Raw genomic sequence first — 14,928 nt, 5'->3', positions numbered from 1 at the left:
ACCCTTACCGGGATCGCCCTATCCCTCGTTTGACGCAATCAACCGCGCTGCGCGGCCTGTTCGTCGAGCTGGCGTTGCACCTCACGCCGCTTGTTGGCGACCGAAGCGATGATGACGCCTACCGCCACGACGGCGATCAGGATGGTGCAGGCGGCGTTGATTTCCGGCGTCACGCCGAGACGCACCTGGCTGTAGATCTTCATCGGCAGCGTGGTGGCGCCAGGCCCGGAGGTGAAGGAGGCGATGACCAGGTCGTCAAGCGACAGGGTGAAGGCCAGCATCCAGCCGGAGACGATGGCCGGCATGATGACCGGCAGCGTGATCTGAAAGAAGGTCTTTACCGGCGTTGCGCCGAGGTCCAAGGCAGCTTCTTCCAGCGAACGATCGAACGACACCAGGCGCGACTGCACGACGACAGCCACGAAGCACATGGTCAAGGTGATGTGAGCAAGCGTCACGGTCAGGAAGCCACGGTCGAGACCGACGGCAACGAACAGCAGCAACAGCGACAGGCCGGTGATGACTTCCGGCATGACCAGCGGCGCAAACACCATGCCGGAAAACAGGATGCGGCCGCGGAAGCGGGTGTAGCGGGTCAAGGTCAGTGCTGCCAGCGTGCCGAGCACGGTTGCCACAGTGGCGGAGATGACACCCACACGCGCGGTCACCCAGGTGGCGTCCATCAGCCCCTGATTGTGGAACAGCGAGGCATACCATTTGGTCGAGAAGCCGCCCCAGACGGTGACCAGCTTCGACTCGTTGAAGGAGAAGACGATGAGCAGCACGATCGGCAGATAGAGAAAGGCAAAGCCCAGCACGACCGAGGTGACGTTGAAGCGGCTCCAGGTGGCGTTCATTTGTCCTGCTCCTGGGCGCGTGCCTGGGCCTGCTGGAAGAGCATGATCGGCACGATCAGGAGCAGCAGCAGGATGACGGCGACGGCCGACGACACCGGCCAGTCACGGTTGGCGAAGAATTCATTCCACAAGGTCTTGCCGATCATCAGCGTCTGCGAGCCGCCGAGCAGATCGGGAATGACGAACTCGCCAACCGCTGGAATGAACACCAGCAGGCAGCCGGCGATGACCCCGGGCAGCGACAGCGGGAACGTGATCTTCCAGAAGGCTGATGTCGGCGGGCAGCCGAGATCCTTTGCCGCCTCGATCAGCGAGTAATCCATCTTTTCCAGCGACGAATAGAGCGGCAGCACCATGAATGGCAGGTAGGAATAGACGATGCCGATGAAGATCGCCGTGTAAGTGTTGAGGATGATCAGTGGCTGATTGATGATGTGCAGCGACAACAGCAGCTGATTGAGCAGACCCTCGGGCTTGAGGATGCCGATCCAGGCATAGACGCGGATCAGGAACGACGTCCAGAACGGCAGGATAACCAGCATCAGCAAGGTCGGACGGATCGTCGCCGGCGCGCGGGCCATGCCGTAGGCGATCGGGAAGCCGACGAGCAAGGTCAGGATCGTCGAGACAGCAGCGATGATAACACTGGTCACGTAGGCTTTGAAGTAAAGCGCGTCCTGCGTTAGCCAGACATAATTGTCGACGCTGAGTTCGCGGAAGCGGACAAAGAACCCGGACATGCCGTCCCTGAAATCGAGCGCCGGCGTGTAGGGCGGCATGGCGATCGCCGACTGCGACAGCGAAATCTTGAAGACGATGATGAACGGGATGAAGAAGAAGAACAGCAGCCAGAGATAAGGCACGATGATGACGAGCCGGCTGACAAAGCCGGCACCGAGCCGCATCAGGAACGGTTTGGCCGCGGCCGATGGACCGGCGTCGGTGAGTGCAATGTTGGACATGGCCGCCCCCTACCGTGTCAGCACGACGCCGGCATCCGGCCGGAAGGAGACCCAGGCGCGGTCGTTCCAGGTCAGCGGGTCCTCGGTGACTCGCGCCGCGTTGAGCGCGCTTGCCCTGATGATCTGCCCGTCATCCAGCCGGATGTGGTAGACGGTCATGTCGCCGAGATAGGCAACGTCGTAGACCTCGCCCTCAAGCGCATTGACGGCGTCGGCCGGTTTCGTCGACGACACCTTGATCTTCTCCGGCCTGATGGCGAAGACGATGTCGGAACCGGCCTTTGTATCGGTGCTGTTTTCGACGACGATCTGGGCCCCTGTCGCGCCGGTGATGCGCGTGGTGTTTGCCGCACGCTCGGCGACCTTGCCCTCGAACATGTTCACATTGCCGACGAAGTGGGCAACGAAGCGCGAACTGGGGGCTTCATAGACTTCCGCCGGCGTCGCCACCTGCATCACCTCGCCCTTGTCGATGATGGCGATGCGGTCGGCCATGGTCATCGCCTCTTCCTGGTCGTGGGTGACGACGACGAAAGTGAGCCCGAGATTTTGCTGCAGGTCCATCAGCTCGAACTGCGTTTCCTCGCGCAGCTTCTTGTCGAGCGCGCCGAGCGGTTCGTCGAGCAGCAGCACTTTCGGCCGCTTGGCGACCGAGCGGGCGAGTGCGACGCGCTGGCGCTGCCCGCCGGAGAGCTGGTGCGGCTTGCGCTTGGCGAACTGCTCGAGCTTGACCAGCTTCAGCATCTCGGCGACGCGCTTTTCGATATCCGGTCCCGGCATGCCTTCCTGCTTGAGGCCGAAGGCAATGTTCTTTTCCACCGTCATATGCGGGAACAGCGCATAGGACTGGAACATCATGTTGACCGGGCGGCGATAGGGCGGGATGCCGCGCAAATCCTGGCCGTCGAGAAGGATACGGCCGGCGGTCGGCTCCTCAAAGCCGGCAAGCATCCTGAGCAAAGTCGACTTTCCGCAACCGGACGCGCCGAGCAGGGCGAAGAACTCGCGCTCGAAAATGGTCAGCGATAGATTGTTGACGGCTGTGAAGTCACCGAACTTCTTGGTGACGTTCTCGAACTGAATGTATGGCTTGGCATTCGGATCAGTCCAAGGCGCAAAATCCCTGCGGATGCTGCCAAGCGATTTCATGTCCCACTCCGTCCTGTTTTTTTGCTTCTTGCCCCAGAGAAGAATGGTCCCGGCAGATGACTGCCGGGACCAGTCGCGTTGCTTACTGGCCGGTGACGATCTTGGTCCAGCTGCGCGTGATCAGGCGCTGGGTCTTGGGATCGTAGGGCTGGACCGTATAGAGTTTCTTCAGGGTCTCGGCGTCCGGATAGACAGCCGGGTCATCCAACAGTGCCTTGTCGACGAACTGCTGCGAAGCCTTGTTGCCGTTGGCGTACAGCACATAGTTGGACGACTTGGCGATCACTTCCGGCTTCATCATGTAGTTGAGAAATTCGAGTGCCTCGGCGGCATGCGGCGCATCGGCGGGAATCGCCATCTGGTCGAACCACATCTGGGCGCCTTCCTTGGGCACGGAATAGCCGATCTCGACGCCTTGCTTGGCCTCGACCGCGCGGTTGCGCGCCTGGAAGACGTCACCCGACCAGCCGACCGCCAGGCAAATATCGCCGTTGGCGAGCGCGTTGATGTATTCGGACGAATGGAATTTGCGGATATACGGCCGCACCTTCAGCAACGTCTCCTCGGCCTTGGCGATGTCGTCAGGTGAGGTGCTGTTCGGATCGAGGCCGAGATATTTGAGCGCCGCCGGGATGATGTCGGCCGGCGAGTCCAGCACATAGACGCCGCAGTCCTTCAGCTTGGCCAGGCTGTCGGGATTGAAGAAAACATCCCAGCTGTCGATCTTGTCGGTGCCGAGTGCAGCCTGCACCTTCTTGATGTTGTAGCCGATGCCGACCGTGCCCCACATGTAGTTGATCGAGTATTCATTGCCCGGATCGTATTTGGCGGTGCGCTCCGAAACCGTGTCCCACATGTTGGAAATGTTGGGCAGCTTCGACTTGTCGAGCTTCTGGAACACGCCGGCCTGGATCTGGCGGGCCAGGAAGTTGCCGCTGGGCACGACGACGTCATAGCCGCTGCCGCCGGCAAGCAGCTTGGTCTCGAGGATTTCATTGGAATCGAAGGTGTCGTAGACGACCTTGATGCCGGTCTCCTTGGTGAAGTCGTCAATGATCGAACTGTCGATGTAATCCGACCAGTTGAAGACGTTGACGACGCGATCCTCGGCATGGCCGCCAACGGCGAAAAGCGTCAGAAATGCCGAGGTTGCCGAAAGCCAGAGCGCTTTGCGGATCATGCTGTTCTCCTTTGATGAGTGTTCCTTCGCCAAGTCGTCGCTGTTCGAGCGCGATTGGGCATTTGCTTCAGAGTATTGAGCTTTCCGGGCAGCCACAAGCATGAACTGCCAGCGCCGTCCGGGCGGTTCGACGAGCGGCAGATGATGGCTCTGTGTGCCCGCATGGCGGGCGCGCTGACGCCGTCAGAGGCTTTCGCCGCGGCGCGGGCAGGGATACGACGCTGTGGTCCGGTCTTGGTCCGACCGGCGGGGACACTTGGCAAGATAAGCCTGTCTTGTTGTTGCCGTGCCCCCAGCCTGCCCGTGCCGCAGCAAGGTTGTCAATGGCCCGCGCGGGGAAGCTCGGTCAATAGGGCGTGCGGCTTCGCTAATTGGGGAAAGACGGGCGTAATTAGGGAAGACGGGCTCAACCAAGGGAAAGGCGGGTCAATTAGGGGATGGCAGGCCGGTGGTCCCCGGCCGTGCAGGCCTCGCCTGGCGCTTGAATTCAAGCGCGATATGGACGAGCAGCGCGGCGACCACCACCGCGCCGCCGATGATGGTGCGCACCGAGGGCACCTCGCCATGAACGAGCCAGACCCAGATCGGTCCGAGGATCGGCTCGAACGTGCCGAGGAGTGCTGCGATCGCCGCCGGAACCAGCCTCGCGCCGGTGGCGAAGAAGGCAAGGCCGAGGCCGAGATTGATGACGCCGAAGGCAAACAGGAAAGCCATGTCGTGGGCCGACGTGGCAAACTGCGTGGCTTGCGATGCGGCGAAAGCCGCTGCCAGCATCGTGCCGAGGCACGTCGCCGGCGTCATGCGCACATGGGCGAAGCGCCGGGTGATGACGGTGGCAATCGAGAACATGACGGCGATCAGCAGCGACAGCCCGTCGCCGATGGGCGATACGGCGCCGTCGAGCGATTCCGACACCATGATGGCGACGCCGGCGATGACGGCGGCGATCGCCACCCAGGTCGCGACGGCGACGCGTTCGCGAAACAGCACCCAGGCAAGCAATGCCGCCAGCAGCGGCACACCGGCCTGCATCAACAGGATATTGGCAACGGTGGTGTAGGCGAGCGCGACAACGAAGCACGTCGACGCCGTGGCGAAACAGACGGCCACGGCAAGGCCGGGCAGGCCCATGTCGCGAAACAGCCGCAACATGCCGCGCCAGCCGTCGCGCCAGGCCATGAAGCAAATCAGGAACACAGCCGCCCACAGCGATCGCCAGAACACCACGGTCCAACTGTCAGCGGTGTCGATGAAGCGGGCGATGGTGCCGCCAAAGCTCCACATCAGCGCCGACAGGAACACCAGCAGCAAGCCGACCCGCTCTTCGCGAGGCGAGACGATCGGCGGTGCGGCGATTGGAGAAGATGCGGTATCGGTCATGGGGTGCGACTGTCGGCTATCTCGGGGCGGCATGATGCACAATGGACGACAGAAACGTGCCGTATTCGCCTAGCGCATAGGCTACCGCCGGACGTGATCCAGCCCGGCATTCCCTTTGGCGCACCGCCAACCGGCAGCCATACGGGCAAACACCGCCGTTTCTAGGACGTGCCCTTGTTGCCGCGGATAAAGCGCCAAAGACCGGCCAGCGGTACCAGCAGCAGAATGCCGAACTTTTTCAGGGCGATGACCGCGACCGCAATCAGGCCGGCCTTTGCCGCGAGTTTTCCGGCGATGAGGCCGCCAATGCCAACCGCGGCGACCGTGTCGGTGCCGGGCAGAAAATCGGTGTATTTCTTGCCGGTGTTGAAGTCCGCCACGCCCAGCACTTCGTCCAGGCTCTGCTTGATCTCCGGCAATTGTTCAACCGTAGCGATGTAGCTCATCACGAAGACGCCTTCCCGGCCGAGGAAACGGACGTCGTAATTGAGCGTGTGGACGGTATCGTCTCCGAACTGCAGTTCCTTGGCCCAGTGCAGCCGCTTGTGGACGAAATCATAGACCGGCGGCGAGGCCCAGCCGATTAGCTTGATCGGGGGAAAGCCGTCCTTTACCCGCTGATCGTTGGCCGACAATGTGTCCGCCTGCATGCTGCTCAGCAGTTCGGTGTAGTCGATGGATGCGGCGTCGGCGTCATCGACATGGCCGATCTTTTCATAGCGCAATTCGATGCCCCAACCGTTGCCGGCGATGGGCTCGTACTTGGCCGGGAAGATCATGCCGATTGCTTCGGACGCGGTATCAGGCGGATTGCCCCAGGCCTCGGTCAGGACGGACGTCGCGTCCTTCTTGCCCAGAAAATAGAACTTGTCCTTGAGATCGAGATGGATGCCTTCGGGAAGGTCGACCGCGCCGGTCTTTGGATCGATTTTGTCCAGGAATGCCTTGCCGTCGTCACTATACTGTTGATAGTCCTTGAAGAATTCCGAGGATTTTTCTGCCAGAACAGGCCCCGCCAAAAGGGCAAGCGCCACGCCAAGCCACAAAGCTTTCCTGTTCATAAGCCGTCCCCCCTTGGCTGCCCTGCAGCTCACCTTCGATAGCGCAGCGCCGATGCTTAATCAATATTTGGTTCGGCGATGGTTCGGGCCGCGCTGTATTGATTAGCGCAAACAGCTGCAGTCTTCCGCGACCTCAAGCCCGAGAAGCATCACTGGAAATCGAAGGCGCTCAGGCCCGTCACCATCTCGTCGAGACCCAGCGGACGGGTCACCGGCGGCTCGGCGCGGGCGAGGCAGCCGATGCGTTCGCATAGCCGGCAAGCGGGACCGACCGGCGTGGCGGCGCCCTGTCCGGCCTTTGCCGGCAGCCCGGCGCCATAGACGATCTCGTCGCGAAAGCCGATATCGCAGCCCAACAGCAGCGCGGTGCGGCGCGGGCGCTCGGAGAACGAACCCTGCGGCCCTTCGAGCGTGCGTGCGATGCAGAGGAACTCGGCGCCGTCGGGCATTTCCACCGCCTCGACCAGGATTTGGCCAGGCGAAGCGAAAGCGGCATGGACCGGCAGTTTCGGGCAGCCGCCGCCAAAGCGGCTTTGCGGAAAGCCCTGGCCGCCGGCCTTGCGGAAGCGGTTGCCGGCATTGTCGACCTCGAGCATGAAGACCGGGACGCCGGACAAGCCAGGACGCTGCAGCATGGTCAGGCGGTTCGCCGCCTGTTCGAAGGAGACGCCGAAACGCGAGCGCAGCACATCGATATCGTAACGAGCCCGCACGGCGGCGGCATGAAAGGCCTGATAGGGCATCATCAAGGCATGGGCGGCGTAGCGGCCGAACTCGAAGCGGGCGAGCCGGCGGGCTTCGTCCGTACCGAGCTTCAGCGCCTGAATTTCGCCGGCGATCGCGACCGTCATGCGGATCAGGCAGGCCTCCATGGCGACTTCGCGCAACTGGTCGAACGGCGACAGCCGCTCCGATAGAAAAAGACGCTGCGAATGACGGTCATAACGGCGCCGCCAGTTCGGCATGGTGGCGACCGGCAGCACTTTAACGACAATGCCATACTCGCGCTTCAGCCACGCCTTCAACGCGCCGAACAGATCGTCGCCGGGGTCGAGCACCGAGGTGAAGGCCTCGGCCTCTTCCTCCAGTGCTGCAAAATGGTTCGGCCGGCGCTCGAAAATCTCGTGCACTTCGTCGATCGGCAGCCGCGCACCGGACAGCGCCGTGGCGCGGCCCTCGCGCGCCAGAAGCTCGTTGAGATCGGACAGCCGCTCGGCCTGCTCGCGGTAAGCGCGAAACAGTTTTATCATCGCAGCCGATGCGTTGGGGGCTGCCTCGGCCAGTTCGATCAGTTCCTGGTCGCCCGGCAGCTCACCGGCAAGCAGCGGGTCGCCGAACACTTCCTTCAAGGCCGAGATCGACCCTCTCGCCTCACCCTGCAATTCATGCGGGTCGACCTTGTAGACAGAGGCCAGCTTCAGGATCAGTTGCACCGTCAGCGGCCGCTGGTTGCGCTCGATCAGGTTGAGATAGGACGGCGAGATGCCGAGCCCCTCGGCCATCGCCGTCTGGGTCAGGCCTTTGGCGATGCGGATGCGGCGGATGCGCGGCCCGGCGAATATCTTCTGGTCGGCCATCGGCTTTCCTTGACAGGAATTTACACGCCTTGCGAGCGATGAACGGCGCACCATCTTTTACAATCATGACAGATTTACAGCGGCAAGCAGTCAAACACAACACAGGTTTTCTCTTATTTTCTACCGGAAATGGCGGTTTTCCTCGCTCTCGTCGCGGCGCAATGTAAATGATGTCACACACAGACGACGCACACCATCCCAGGGTACGGCGTTTCAAGACACTGGCATCGGTTGATCTGGAGTGACCAATGACTGATTTTTACAATCTTGTCCCATCCGCGCCCGAAGGCCGCTTCGACGGCATCGAACGAGCCTATTCGCCGGACGATGTGAAGCGGCTGCGCGGGTCGGTCCAGATACGCCAGAGTCTTGCCGAAATGGGCGCCAACCGGCTGTGGAAGCTCATCCACGAGGAAGACTTCGTCAATGCACTCGGCGCCATGTCGGGCAACCAGGCGATGCAGCAGGTGCGTGCCGGGCTGAAGGCAATTTATCTCTCGGGCTGGCAGGTCGCCGCCGACGCCAACACCGCGTCGGCCATGTATCCGGACCAGTCGCTCTATCCCGCCAATGCGGCGCCCGAACTGGTCAAGCGCATCAACCGCACGCTGCAGCGCGCCGATCAGATCGAGACCTCGGAAGGCAACGGCCTGTCGGTCGAAACCTGGTTCGCGCCGATCGTCGCCGATGCCGAGGCCGGCTTCGGCGGACCGCTCAACGCCTTCGAGATCATGAAGGCGTTCATCGAGGCGGGCGCTGCCGGCGTCCACTATGAGGACCAGCTGGCCTCTGAGAAGAAGTGCGGCCATCTCGGCGGCAAAGTGCTGATCCCGACCGCCGCGCATATCCGCAACCTCAACGCGGCGCGTCTGGCGGCCGACGTGATGGGCACGCCGACGCTAGTCGTGGCACGCACCGATGCGGAAGCGGCAAAGCTTCTGACCTCCGACATTGACGAGCGCGACCAGCCTTTCGTCGACTACGATGCCGGCCGCACGGTTGAAGGCTTCTACCAGGTCAGGAACGGCATCGAACCGTGCATCGCGCGCGCCATTGCCTATGCGCCGCATGCCGACCTGATCTGGTGCGAAACATCCAAGCCCGATCTGGCGCAGGCCAAGAAATTCGCCGAAGGCGTGCGCAGGCATCATCCGGGCAAGCTGCTCGCCTATAATTGCTCGCCGTCGTTCAACTGGAAGAAGAACCTCGACGACGCGACGATCGCCAAGTTCCAGCGCGAGCTCGGCGCCATGGGCTACAAGTTCCAGTTCATCACATTGGCCGGGTTCCACCAGCTCAATTTCGGCATGTTCGAGCTGGCCCGCGGCTACAAGGCGCGGCAGATGGCGGCCTATTCCGAGTTGCAGGAAGCCGAGTTCGCGGCCGAAGTCCACGGCTACACCGCGACCAAGCACCAGCGCGAGGTCGGCACCGGCTATTTCGACGCCGTGTCGATGGCAATCAGCGGCGGCCAGTCGTCGACCACCGCCATGCATGAATCGACCGAGCACGTCCAGTTCAAGCCGGCAGCGGAATGAACCGATCGACATAACCAACAGAGGAAACGCCCGAAGGGCAAGGGAGAAGAAAATGGCATCGATAAGCCGCGTCAAGGAACGTGCAGAAGAGCAGTCCACCACGATGAGTGTCGACCAACAGGCGACCATCCGCATGCTGGCCAACGACCTGCACCGGCTCAATCAATCGGTGATGAAGGCAGTGGAGGCCGGCGTCTCGGTGGAACTGGTGCGCTCGGCCCGGCATCATGGCGGCGACGGCAATTGGGGCGACCTGCTGATCCCGGTGATCGTCACGCAGAAGAGTCACGGCTGATCTTCCCTAACGGAAGCTTTGTGCTTGTGGAACCTATGGACCCCGCCGCTCACTGGCCGATTTCAACGTCACCCGCGGGTTTTCAGCGCGGGTGACTTTTGCTTTTGAGCGTAAACTTAACTACAGTTCGAAAACAGACCTTGTCTCGGGGGTTTAATATTTCCGGCTATATTTCGCAGGTCCGTCATTTCAGCTTGACATGGCGGGCGATCTCACGCCAATTGGCTCTCGGATTTCAACCCTGCATTGAAGCAGCGCCGAGTGCCCGCCCCGCCCATGTGCCCTGTGAACCGCGAGACCGACACCGCCAAACATCTGAATTCGTCAAGCAGGGACGCGAACTCCGAGATATCAACGGATTTCTCCCACGTGCTGGTCGTTGGAAAATCGCCGATCAACCGGGTGGTGGTGTCGAAGATCGTCGAGAAGTCCGGACTGAAGCCGATCTCCGAGTCGCCCGAAATGGCGGCCAAGACATTGCGAACCCTCATTCCGGGCGCCGTCGTTCTCGATGGCGGCCCCGACAACGAGGACTGCCGCGCGCTGATTGCGGCCATCGACGCCTTGCGGCGGACATCTGGGCGGTCGCTCCCCAAGGTGATCCTGCTTTCAACCAAGACCGGCACGCCCGACAGCCTGGGTCTGTCGAGCGTGGTCGATGTGGTGGTAACCAAGCCGATCACCACCGAAAGGCTGCAGCCGGTGGTCGACCGGCTGATCAGTCTCGGGCGCGGCTGATCGCAATCCGCCCGAACGCGTGCGGGCGGTCAGCCTTCCTTGCCGATGCTCTCGATCAAAGCCGGCAGTTCGCCAAGATCTACAAGCTGACGAAAACGCGGTGCCTCGACCGGCGGCTCGACGTGTTCGAGCACCCAGGTCAGCTCGTGCGGCACATACACACCCCAGCTGCCGGCCTCGATGGCCGGCACCACGTCCGACTTGAGCGAATTGCCGACCATCATGCTGGTCTGCGGGCTGCCGTGACGGCCAAAGATCCTGGCATAGGTGGCGGCGCTCTTGTCGCTGACGATCTCGACGGCATCGAACAGGTCGCCAAGGCCGGACGCCGCCAGCTTGCGCTCCTGGTCGAACAGATCGCCCTTGGTGATCAGCACCAGATGGTAGGCGCCGGCGAGCCTTTCCACGGTCTCACGCGCATGCGGCAACGCCTCGACAGGATGGCCGAGCATATCGCGGCCGGCAGCCAGGATTTCGGCGATGGTCGAGGCCGGAACGCGGCCCTCGGTCACGTCGATCGCAGTCTCGATCATCGACAAGGTAAAGCCCTTGATGCCGAAGCCGTAGACGGCGAGGTTGCGCTTCTCGGCCTCCAGCAGCCGCGCCGAGATGTGCTCGGCCTCGCCATGATCGGCGAGCAGGGCTGCAAAGTGCTTCTCGGTCAGGCGGAAGAACTGTTCGTTCTGCCACAGCGTGTCGTCGGCGTCGAAGCCGATGGTGGTCAGGGGCATGGTCGACTGTCCCGTTTCAAGTGAAGGCAGTGATGTAGACGTTGTCGCCGCGCACTGCTAGCTACGGCAAGGGGAATGGTGGGCAACAATGCCGGAATTGGGCGCCTGGAAGCGTGAACTGGAGCAAATTCTGAGCTCCTTGCCAGGTCGCGCTCCGACCGAACTCATAAATGCCATCCGAGATCTTGGCATCGCCATGGGACACGATACCGGCGAGGCGTTGCTTGAAACCTACCCGGAGATCCTTTCGCACCGACCGGCGCTGACCGCCGCATTCGGCAAGATGGTGCAGGCGCAAGATGCCGCCGAGATCAGGCAGATGCTGGATCAGGACCTGAGCGGTCCGGCATCGTTCAGACAGATCGCAGCGGGGAAAACAAGCATCGGCGTGCTGTCATCAAAGGATGCCTATAACCGCCTCGACGAAGTCTTCGATCATGTCGATTTCAATAATTGCCGCCGCGCTGTCATGGTCGGCTGCGGCGGGCGACCGTTCACCATGTTCCGTATTCACGACCAGACAACTGTCCCTGAGATCATCGGCCTCGACATCGTTCCCGAAGCCGTCGAAACGGCAAACAGGCTCGCCGCCAAGCTCAGCTATGCGCGCATGCGGGCCGAGCTGTGCGACGGATGCGATTATGATTACAGCGACGCTCAGGTTGTCTATGTCGCGAGCATGGTTTCGCCTAAGGCAGCTGTCGTGTCTCGTATCGCCGATACCGCGGCCGAGACTGTGCAGATCGTTTTGTGGGAGCCTGTTTCGCTAGGCAGGCTTTGGGCTGAAAATGCGGAACGCACACTTGACCCTCGGCTAGAGGTCATCGGCCGCACGAGCATCTCGCGAAACATGACCAGAGACGTGTTCGTCGCCCGACGAGACGGTTCATCTTCGACCCGGCAGCTGGGCTGATCGTGTCGGCTCTTGGAAAGAGCGATCGAGTGATCCTCGCCCTGGCGCGGGCATGGTGCCTGGTGCGCCATCCCATGATTTGCAAACGCACATTCGACCATAGCGGCATGCTGCCGGATCCGGCGAGACCGGCTTCCTATGCAGACAAGTTCCTGTGGCGAAAGCTTTTCGATCACAATCCGTTTTTCACGACAGCTTGCGACAAGCTCGCCTCGAAAACCTACGCTTTGTCCACCTGCCCCGAACTAAAGACTGCCGAGGTCCTATGGTCCGGGGAAGACGCAACAAAGATTCCGGCGGAGGTTCTTGCCGGCAATGTCATGGTGAAGGCCAATCATGGCTGCCGCTGGAACATGATGGTGCGCAACGGTGAGGTGGACAGAGCCAGGCTGCGCCGGCGTACAGCTCGCTGGATGCGCCGTCGCTACGGCAGGAAATTCGGCGAATGGGGCTACAAGTACGCCAGCAGGCGCATCCTTGTGGAAGAGATGCTCCTTCAGGACAGTCAGCCTGTCGCTTTGGAGTACAAATTCCACGTGTCCAACGGGACGACGGCCTATGTCTATGCCGCACGTCGGGATGAGCACGGCAACGAACAGAAATGTCATTTCGACCGGGACGGAACCTATGCGCCGCCACCGCCAGGCAGCGGCCCCCAGTGGGTCCGGATCGACCTGCCGGCATCCTTCCCGCGCATGCTTGCCATCGCCGAGCGGCTGACCGTGCCGTTCGATCACATGCGTTGCGATTTCTACGAAATCGACGGCGCGATCTTCTTTTCCGAATTCTCGGTCTATCCGCTATCCGGCAAAGGCATCATCAACACAAGGCTCAGGGATCTGTGCGCAGACAGCTGGGACCTCAGCCAATCCTGGTTCCTGACCGCGCCGCAAAGCGGATGGCGCAGGCTCTATGCCGGTGCCTTGCGCAGATGGCTGGATGCAAATGCGCTGCCCGGCAAGGCCGTCTGACAGAGGCCGTCCAGCCTCGTTGCCGCACCTATCGGGCCGGCTCCCCTTCCCTTCCATCACCGGCAACAGCTATACTGTGATAATTGCAACCCAAACTGGTGAATGATGCCGCCTGCGAAAAAGGAAGTCCGTCCGTCGACCCGCGGAGGACGCGTCCGAACGCCTGCCTTCGTGAAAAATCAACGCGGCGTGAAGAACTGGAAGGAAGTCAGCGCTTGGCTGGAATGGCGCGGCATCGAAGACATAGAATGCATCACGCCTGATCAGGCTGGCGTCGCGCGCGGCAAGATGATGCCGTCGAAGAAATTCACTTCCAACACCTCGCTGGCGCTGCCATCGGCAGTGTTCATGACGACGATTTCGGGCGGCTATCCCGAGGATGGCAACGGTTTCCACTATCCGGAGGATGATGGCGACCTGAAGCTTATGCCGGATCTGTCGACGTTGACCGTCGTGCCGTGGGAAGAAGACCCGACGGCCGCCGTCATCTGCGACCTCGTCCATCAGGATGGCCGTTCGGTCGAGTTCACGCCGCGCAACGTCCTGAAGCGCGTGGTAGCAGCCTATGACAAGCGCGGGCTGAAGCCGGTGGTGGCGCCCGAGATCGAATTCTATCTGGTGCGCAAGAACCCCGACCCGGATTATCCGTTGACCCCACCCGTCGGGCGTTCCGGACGGGCAATCGGCGGCGGCGCCGGCTATTCGATCGCCGGCGTCAACGAGTTCGACGAACTGATCGACGACATCTACCATTTCTCCGAAAGCCAGGGCCTGGAGATCGACACGCTGATCCACGAGGAAGGCGCCGGCCAGCTCGAGATCAATCTGCGTCACGGCGATCCGGTCGAGCTCGCCGACCAGGTGTTCATGTTCAAACGCACCATCCGCGAGGCAGCGCTCAAGCATGAGATCTATGCCACCTTCATGGCCAAGCCGATCCAGGGCCAGCCAGGTTCTGCCATGCACATCCACCAGTCGATCATCGACAAGAAGACCGGGCTGAATATCTTTTCGGCGAAGGACGGCTCGGAAACCGACGACTTCTTCCATTTCATCGGCGGCATGCAGAAGCATGTGCCGAACGCGCTGGTGATGTTTGCCCCTTACGTCAATTCCTACCGCCGGCTGACGCAGTCGGCCTCGGCGCCGGTCAACAACAAATGGGGCTATGACAACCGCACCACGGCGTTCCGCGTGCCGCGCTCGGATCCGGCGGCGCGGCGTGTCGAAAACCGCATCCCGTCTTCCGACGCCAACCCCTATCTGGCGCTGGCGGCCTCACTTGCCTGCGGGCTGATCGGCATCACCAACAAGATCAAGGCCGAGCCTCCGGTGCTGACCACCGCAAACGCCGATGAGATCGACCTGCCGCGCGGCCTGCTCGAAGCCGTCGACCTGTTTGAGGGCGACGAGGAGCTGTGCGCCCTTTTGGGCAAGTCCTTTGCCGCAACCTATGCAGCGATCAAGCGGGCGGAGTTCGAGACCTTCATGGAAGTGATCAGCCCGTGGGAGCGGGAGTATCTGTTGCTCAACGTGTGAGCGGCGACTTCGTCGTGTGAATGGTGAATAGTGAATG

General features: G+C 61.6%; 14 protein-coding genes. 6 read left to right on the top strand and 8 right to left on the bottom strand.

Annotated elements, in window-relative coordinates; all coding sequences use genetic code 11:
• Positions 1 to 38 precede the first annotated feature (38 nt).
• From ACYG9Z_RS18940 to ACYG9Z_RS18910, 7 genes are all read right to left on the bottom strand, one after another.
• Entirely contained in the window at positions 39 to 857 is an 819-nt protein-coding gene (locus ACYG9Z_RS18940; RefSeq protein ID WP_023669326.1) for an ABC transporter permease, read from the bottom strand.
• The gene (locus ACYG9Z_RS18935; protein WP_027049422.1) at positions 854 to 1,819 is read right to left on the bottom strand and encodes an ABC transporter permease subunit; all 966 of its coding nucleotides are present in this window, start codon (positions 1,817 to 1,819) and stop codon (positions 854 to 856) included. The genes ACYG9Z_RS18940 and ACYG9Z_RS18935 overlap by 4 nt, the downstream gene beginning before the upstream one ends.
• Before the next feature lie 9 nt (positions 1,820 to 1,828).
• Entirely contained in the window at positions 1,829 to 2,968 is a 1,140-nt protein-coding gene (locus ACYG9Z_RS18930; protein ID WP_023729070.1) for an ABC transporter ATP-binding protein, read from the bottom strand.
• A gap of 82 nt (positions 2,969 to 3,050) precedes the next feature.
• Positions 3,051 to 4,148: a polyamine ABC transporter substrate-binding protein gene (locus tag ACYG9Z_RS18925; RefSeq protein ID WP_023669323.1), complete on the bottom strand. Its 1,098-nt coding sequence runs from the start codon at positions 4,146 to 4,148 to the stop codon at positions 3,051 to 3,053.
• 426 nt (positions 4,149 to 4,574) lie between these two features.
• Entirely contained in the window at positions 4,575 to 5,528 is a 954-nt protein-coding gene (locus tag ACYG9Z_RS18920) for a DMT family transporter (protein WP_023751980.1), read from the bottom strand.
• 161 nt (positions 5,529 to 5,689) lie between these two features.
• Positions 5,690 to 6,589, bottom strand: coding sequence for a DUF2167 domain-containing protein (locus ACYG9Z_RS18915; RefSeq protein ID WP_031199285.1), 900 nt, complete (start codon positions 6,587 to 6,589; stop codon positions 5,690 to 5,692).
• Positions 6,590 to 6,738: 149 nt separating this feature from the next.
• Positions 6,739 to 8,166, bottom strand: coding sequence for a helix-turn-helix domain-containing protein (locus ACYG9Z_RS18910; RefSeq protein WP_023751979.1), 1,428 nt, complete (start codon positions 8,164 to 8,166; stop codon positions 6,739 to 6,741).
• Between the two features lie 248 nt (positions 8,167 to 8,414).
• Here ACYG9Z_RS18910 and aceA point away from each other — a divergent pair, with 248 nt between their 5' ends.
• The 3 genes from aceA to ACYG9Z_RS18895 all read left to right on the top strand — a co-directional run bounded on the left by aceA (position 8,415) and on the right by ACYG9Z_RS18895 (position 10,737).
• On the top strand, positions 8,415 to 9,704 hold the full coding sequence (aceA, locus tag ACYG9Z_RS18905) for an isocitrate lyase (RefSeq protein WP_023751978.1): 1,290 nt from the start codon (positions 8,415 to 8,417) through the stop codon (positions 9,702 to 9,704).
• A 52-nt stretch (positions 9,705 to 9,756) separates the two neighbouring features.
• Positions 9,757 to 9,999 (top strand): SMc00767 family acetate metabolism repressor, encoded by a 243-nt coding sequence (locus tag ACYG9Z_RS18900; RefSeq protein WP_023669318.1) that lies wholly within the window; start codon positions 9,757 to 9,759, stop codon positions 9,997 to 9,999.
• A gap of 276 nt (positions 10,000 to 10,275) precedes the next feature.
• The gene (locus tag ACYG9Z_RS18895) at positions 10,276 to 10,737 is read left to right on the top strand and encodes a response regulator (RefSeq protein ID WP_023751977.1); all 462 of its coding nucleotides are present in this window, start codon (positions 10,276 to 10,278) and stop codon (positions 10,735 to 10,737) included.
• A 29-nt stretch (positions 10,738 to 10,766) separates the two neighbouring features.
• On the opposite strand, the gene ACYG9Z_RS18890 is transcribed toward ACYG9Z_RS18895, so the two are convergent.
• Positions 10,767 to 11,468 carry an HAD family hydrolase gene (locus tag ACYG9Z_RS18890; protein ID WP_031244092.1) on the bottom strand — a complete coding sequence of 234 codons (702 nt, stop codon included), beginning with the start codon at positions 11,466 to 11,468 and terminating at the stop codon, positions 10,767 to 10,769.
• 88 nt (positions 11,469 to 11,556) lie between these two features.
• Between ACYG9Z_RS18890 and ACYG9Z_RS18885 the strand changes: the two genes are divergently transcribed.
• The 3 genes from ACYG9Z_RS18885 (at position 11,557) to ACYG9Z_RS18875 (ending at position 14,891) form a co-directional block, all read left to right on the top strand.
• Positions 11,557 to 12,381, top strand: coding sequence for a class I SAM-dependent methyltransferase (locus tag ACYG9Z_RS18885; protein ID WP_023711778.1), 825 nt, complete (start codon positions 11,557 to 11,559; stop codon positions 12,379 to 12,381).
• 29 nt (positions 12,382 to 12,410) lie between these two features.
• Complete coding sequence (locus tag ACYG9Z_RS18880) at positions 12,411 to 13,352, top strand: ATP-grasp fold amidoligase family protein (protein ID WP_023832755.1); 942 nt, start codon at positions 12,411 to 12,413, stop codon at positions 13,350 to 13,352.
• Positions 13,353 to 13,454: 102 nt separating this feature from the next.
• Positions 13,455 to 14,891: a glutamine synthetase family protein gene (locus tag ACYG9Z_RS18875; protein WP_023669313.1), complete on the top strand. Its 1,437-nt coding sequence runs from the start codon at positions 13,455 to 13,457 to the stop codon at positions 14,889 to 14,891.
• The last annotated feature ends 37 nt before the right edge of the window (positions 14,892 to 14,928 follow it).

The organism is Mesorhizobium sp. RSR380A (genome assembly GCF_054719385.1).
The sequence above is the reverse complement of the archived record's forward strand: the minus strand, read 5'-3'. Positions and strand labels throughout refer to the sequence as shown.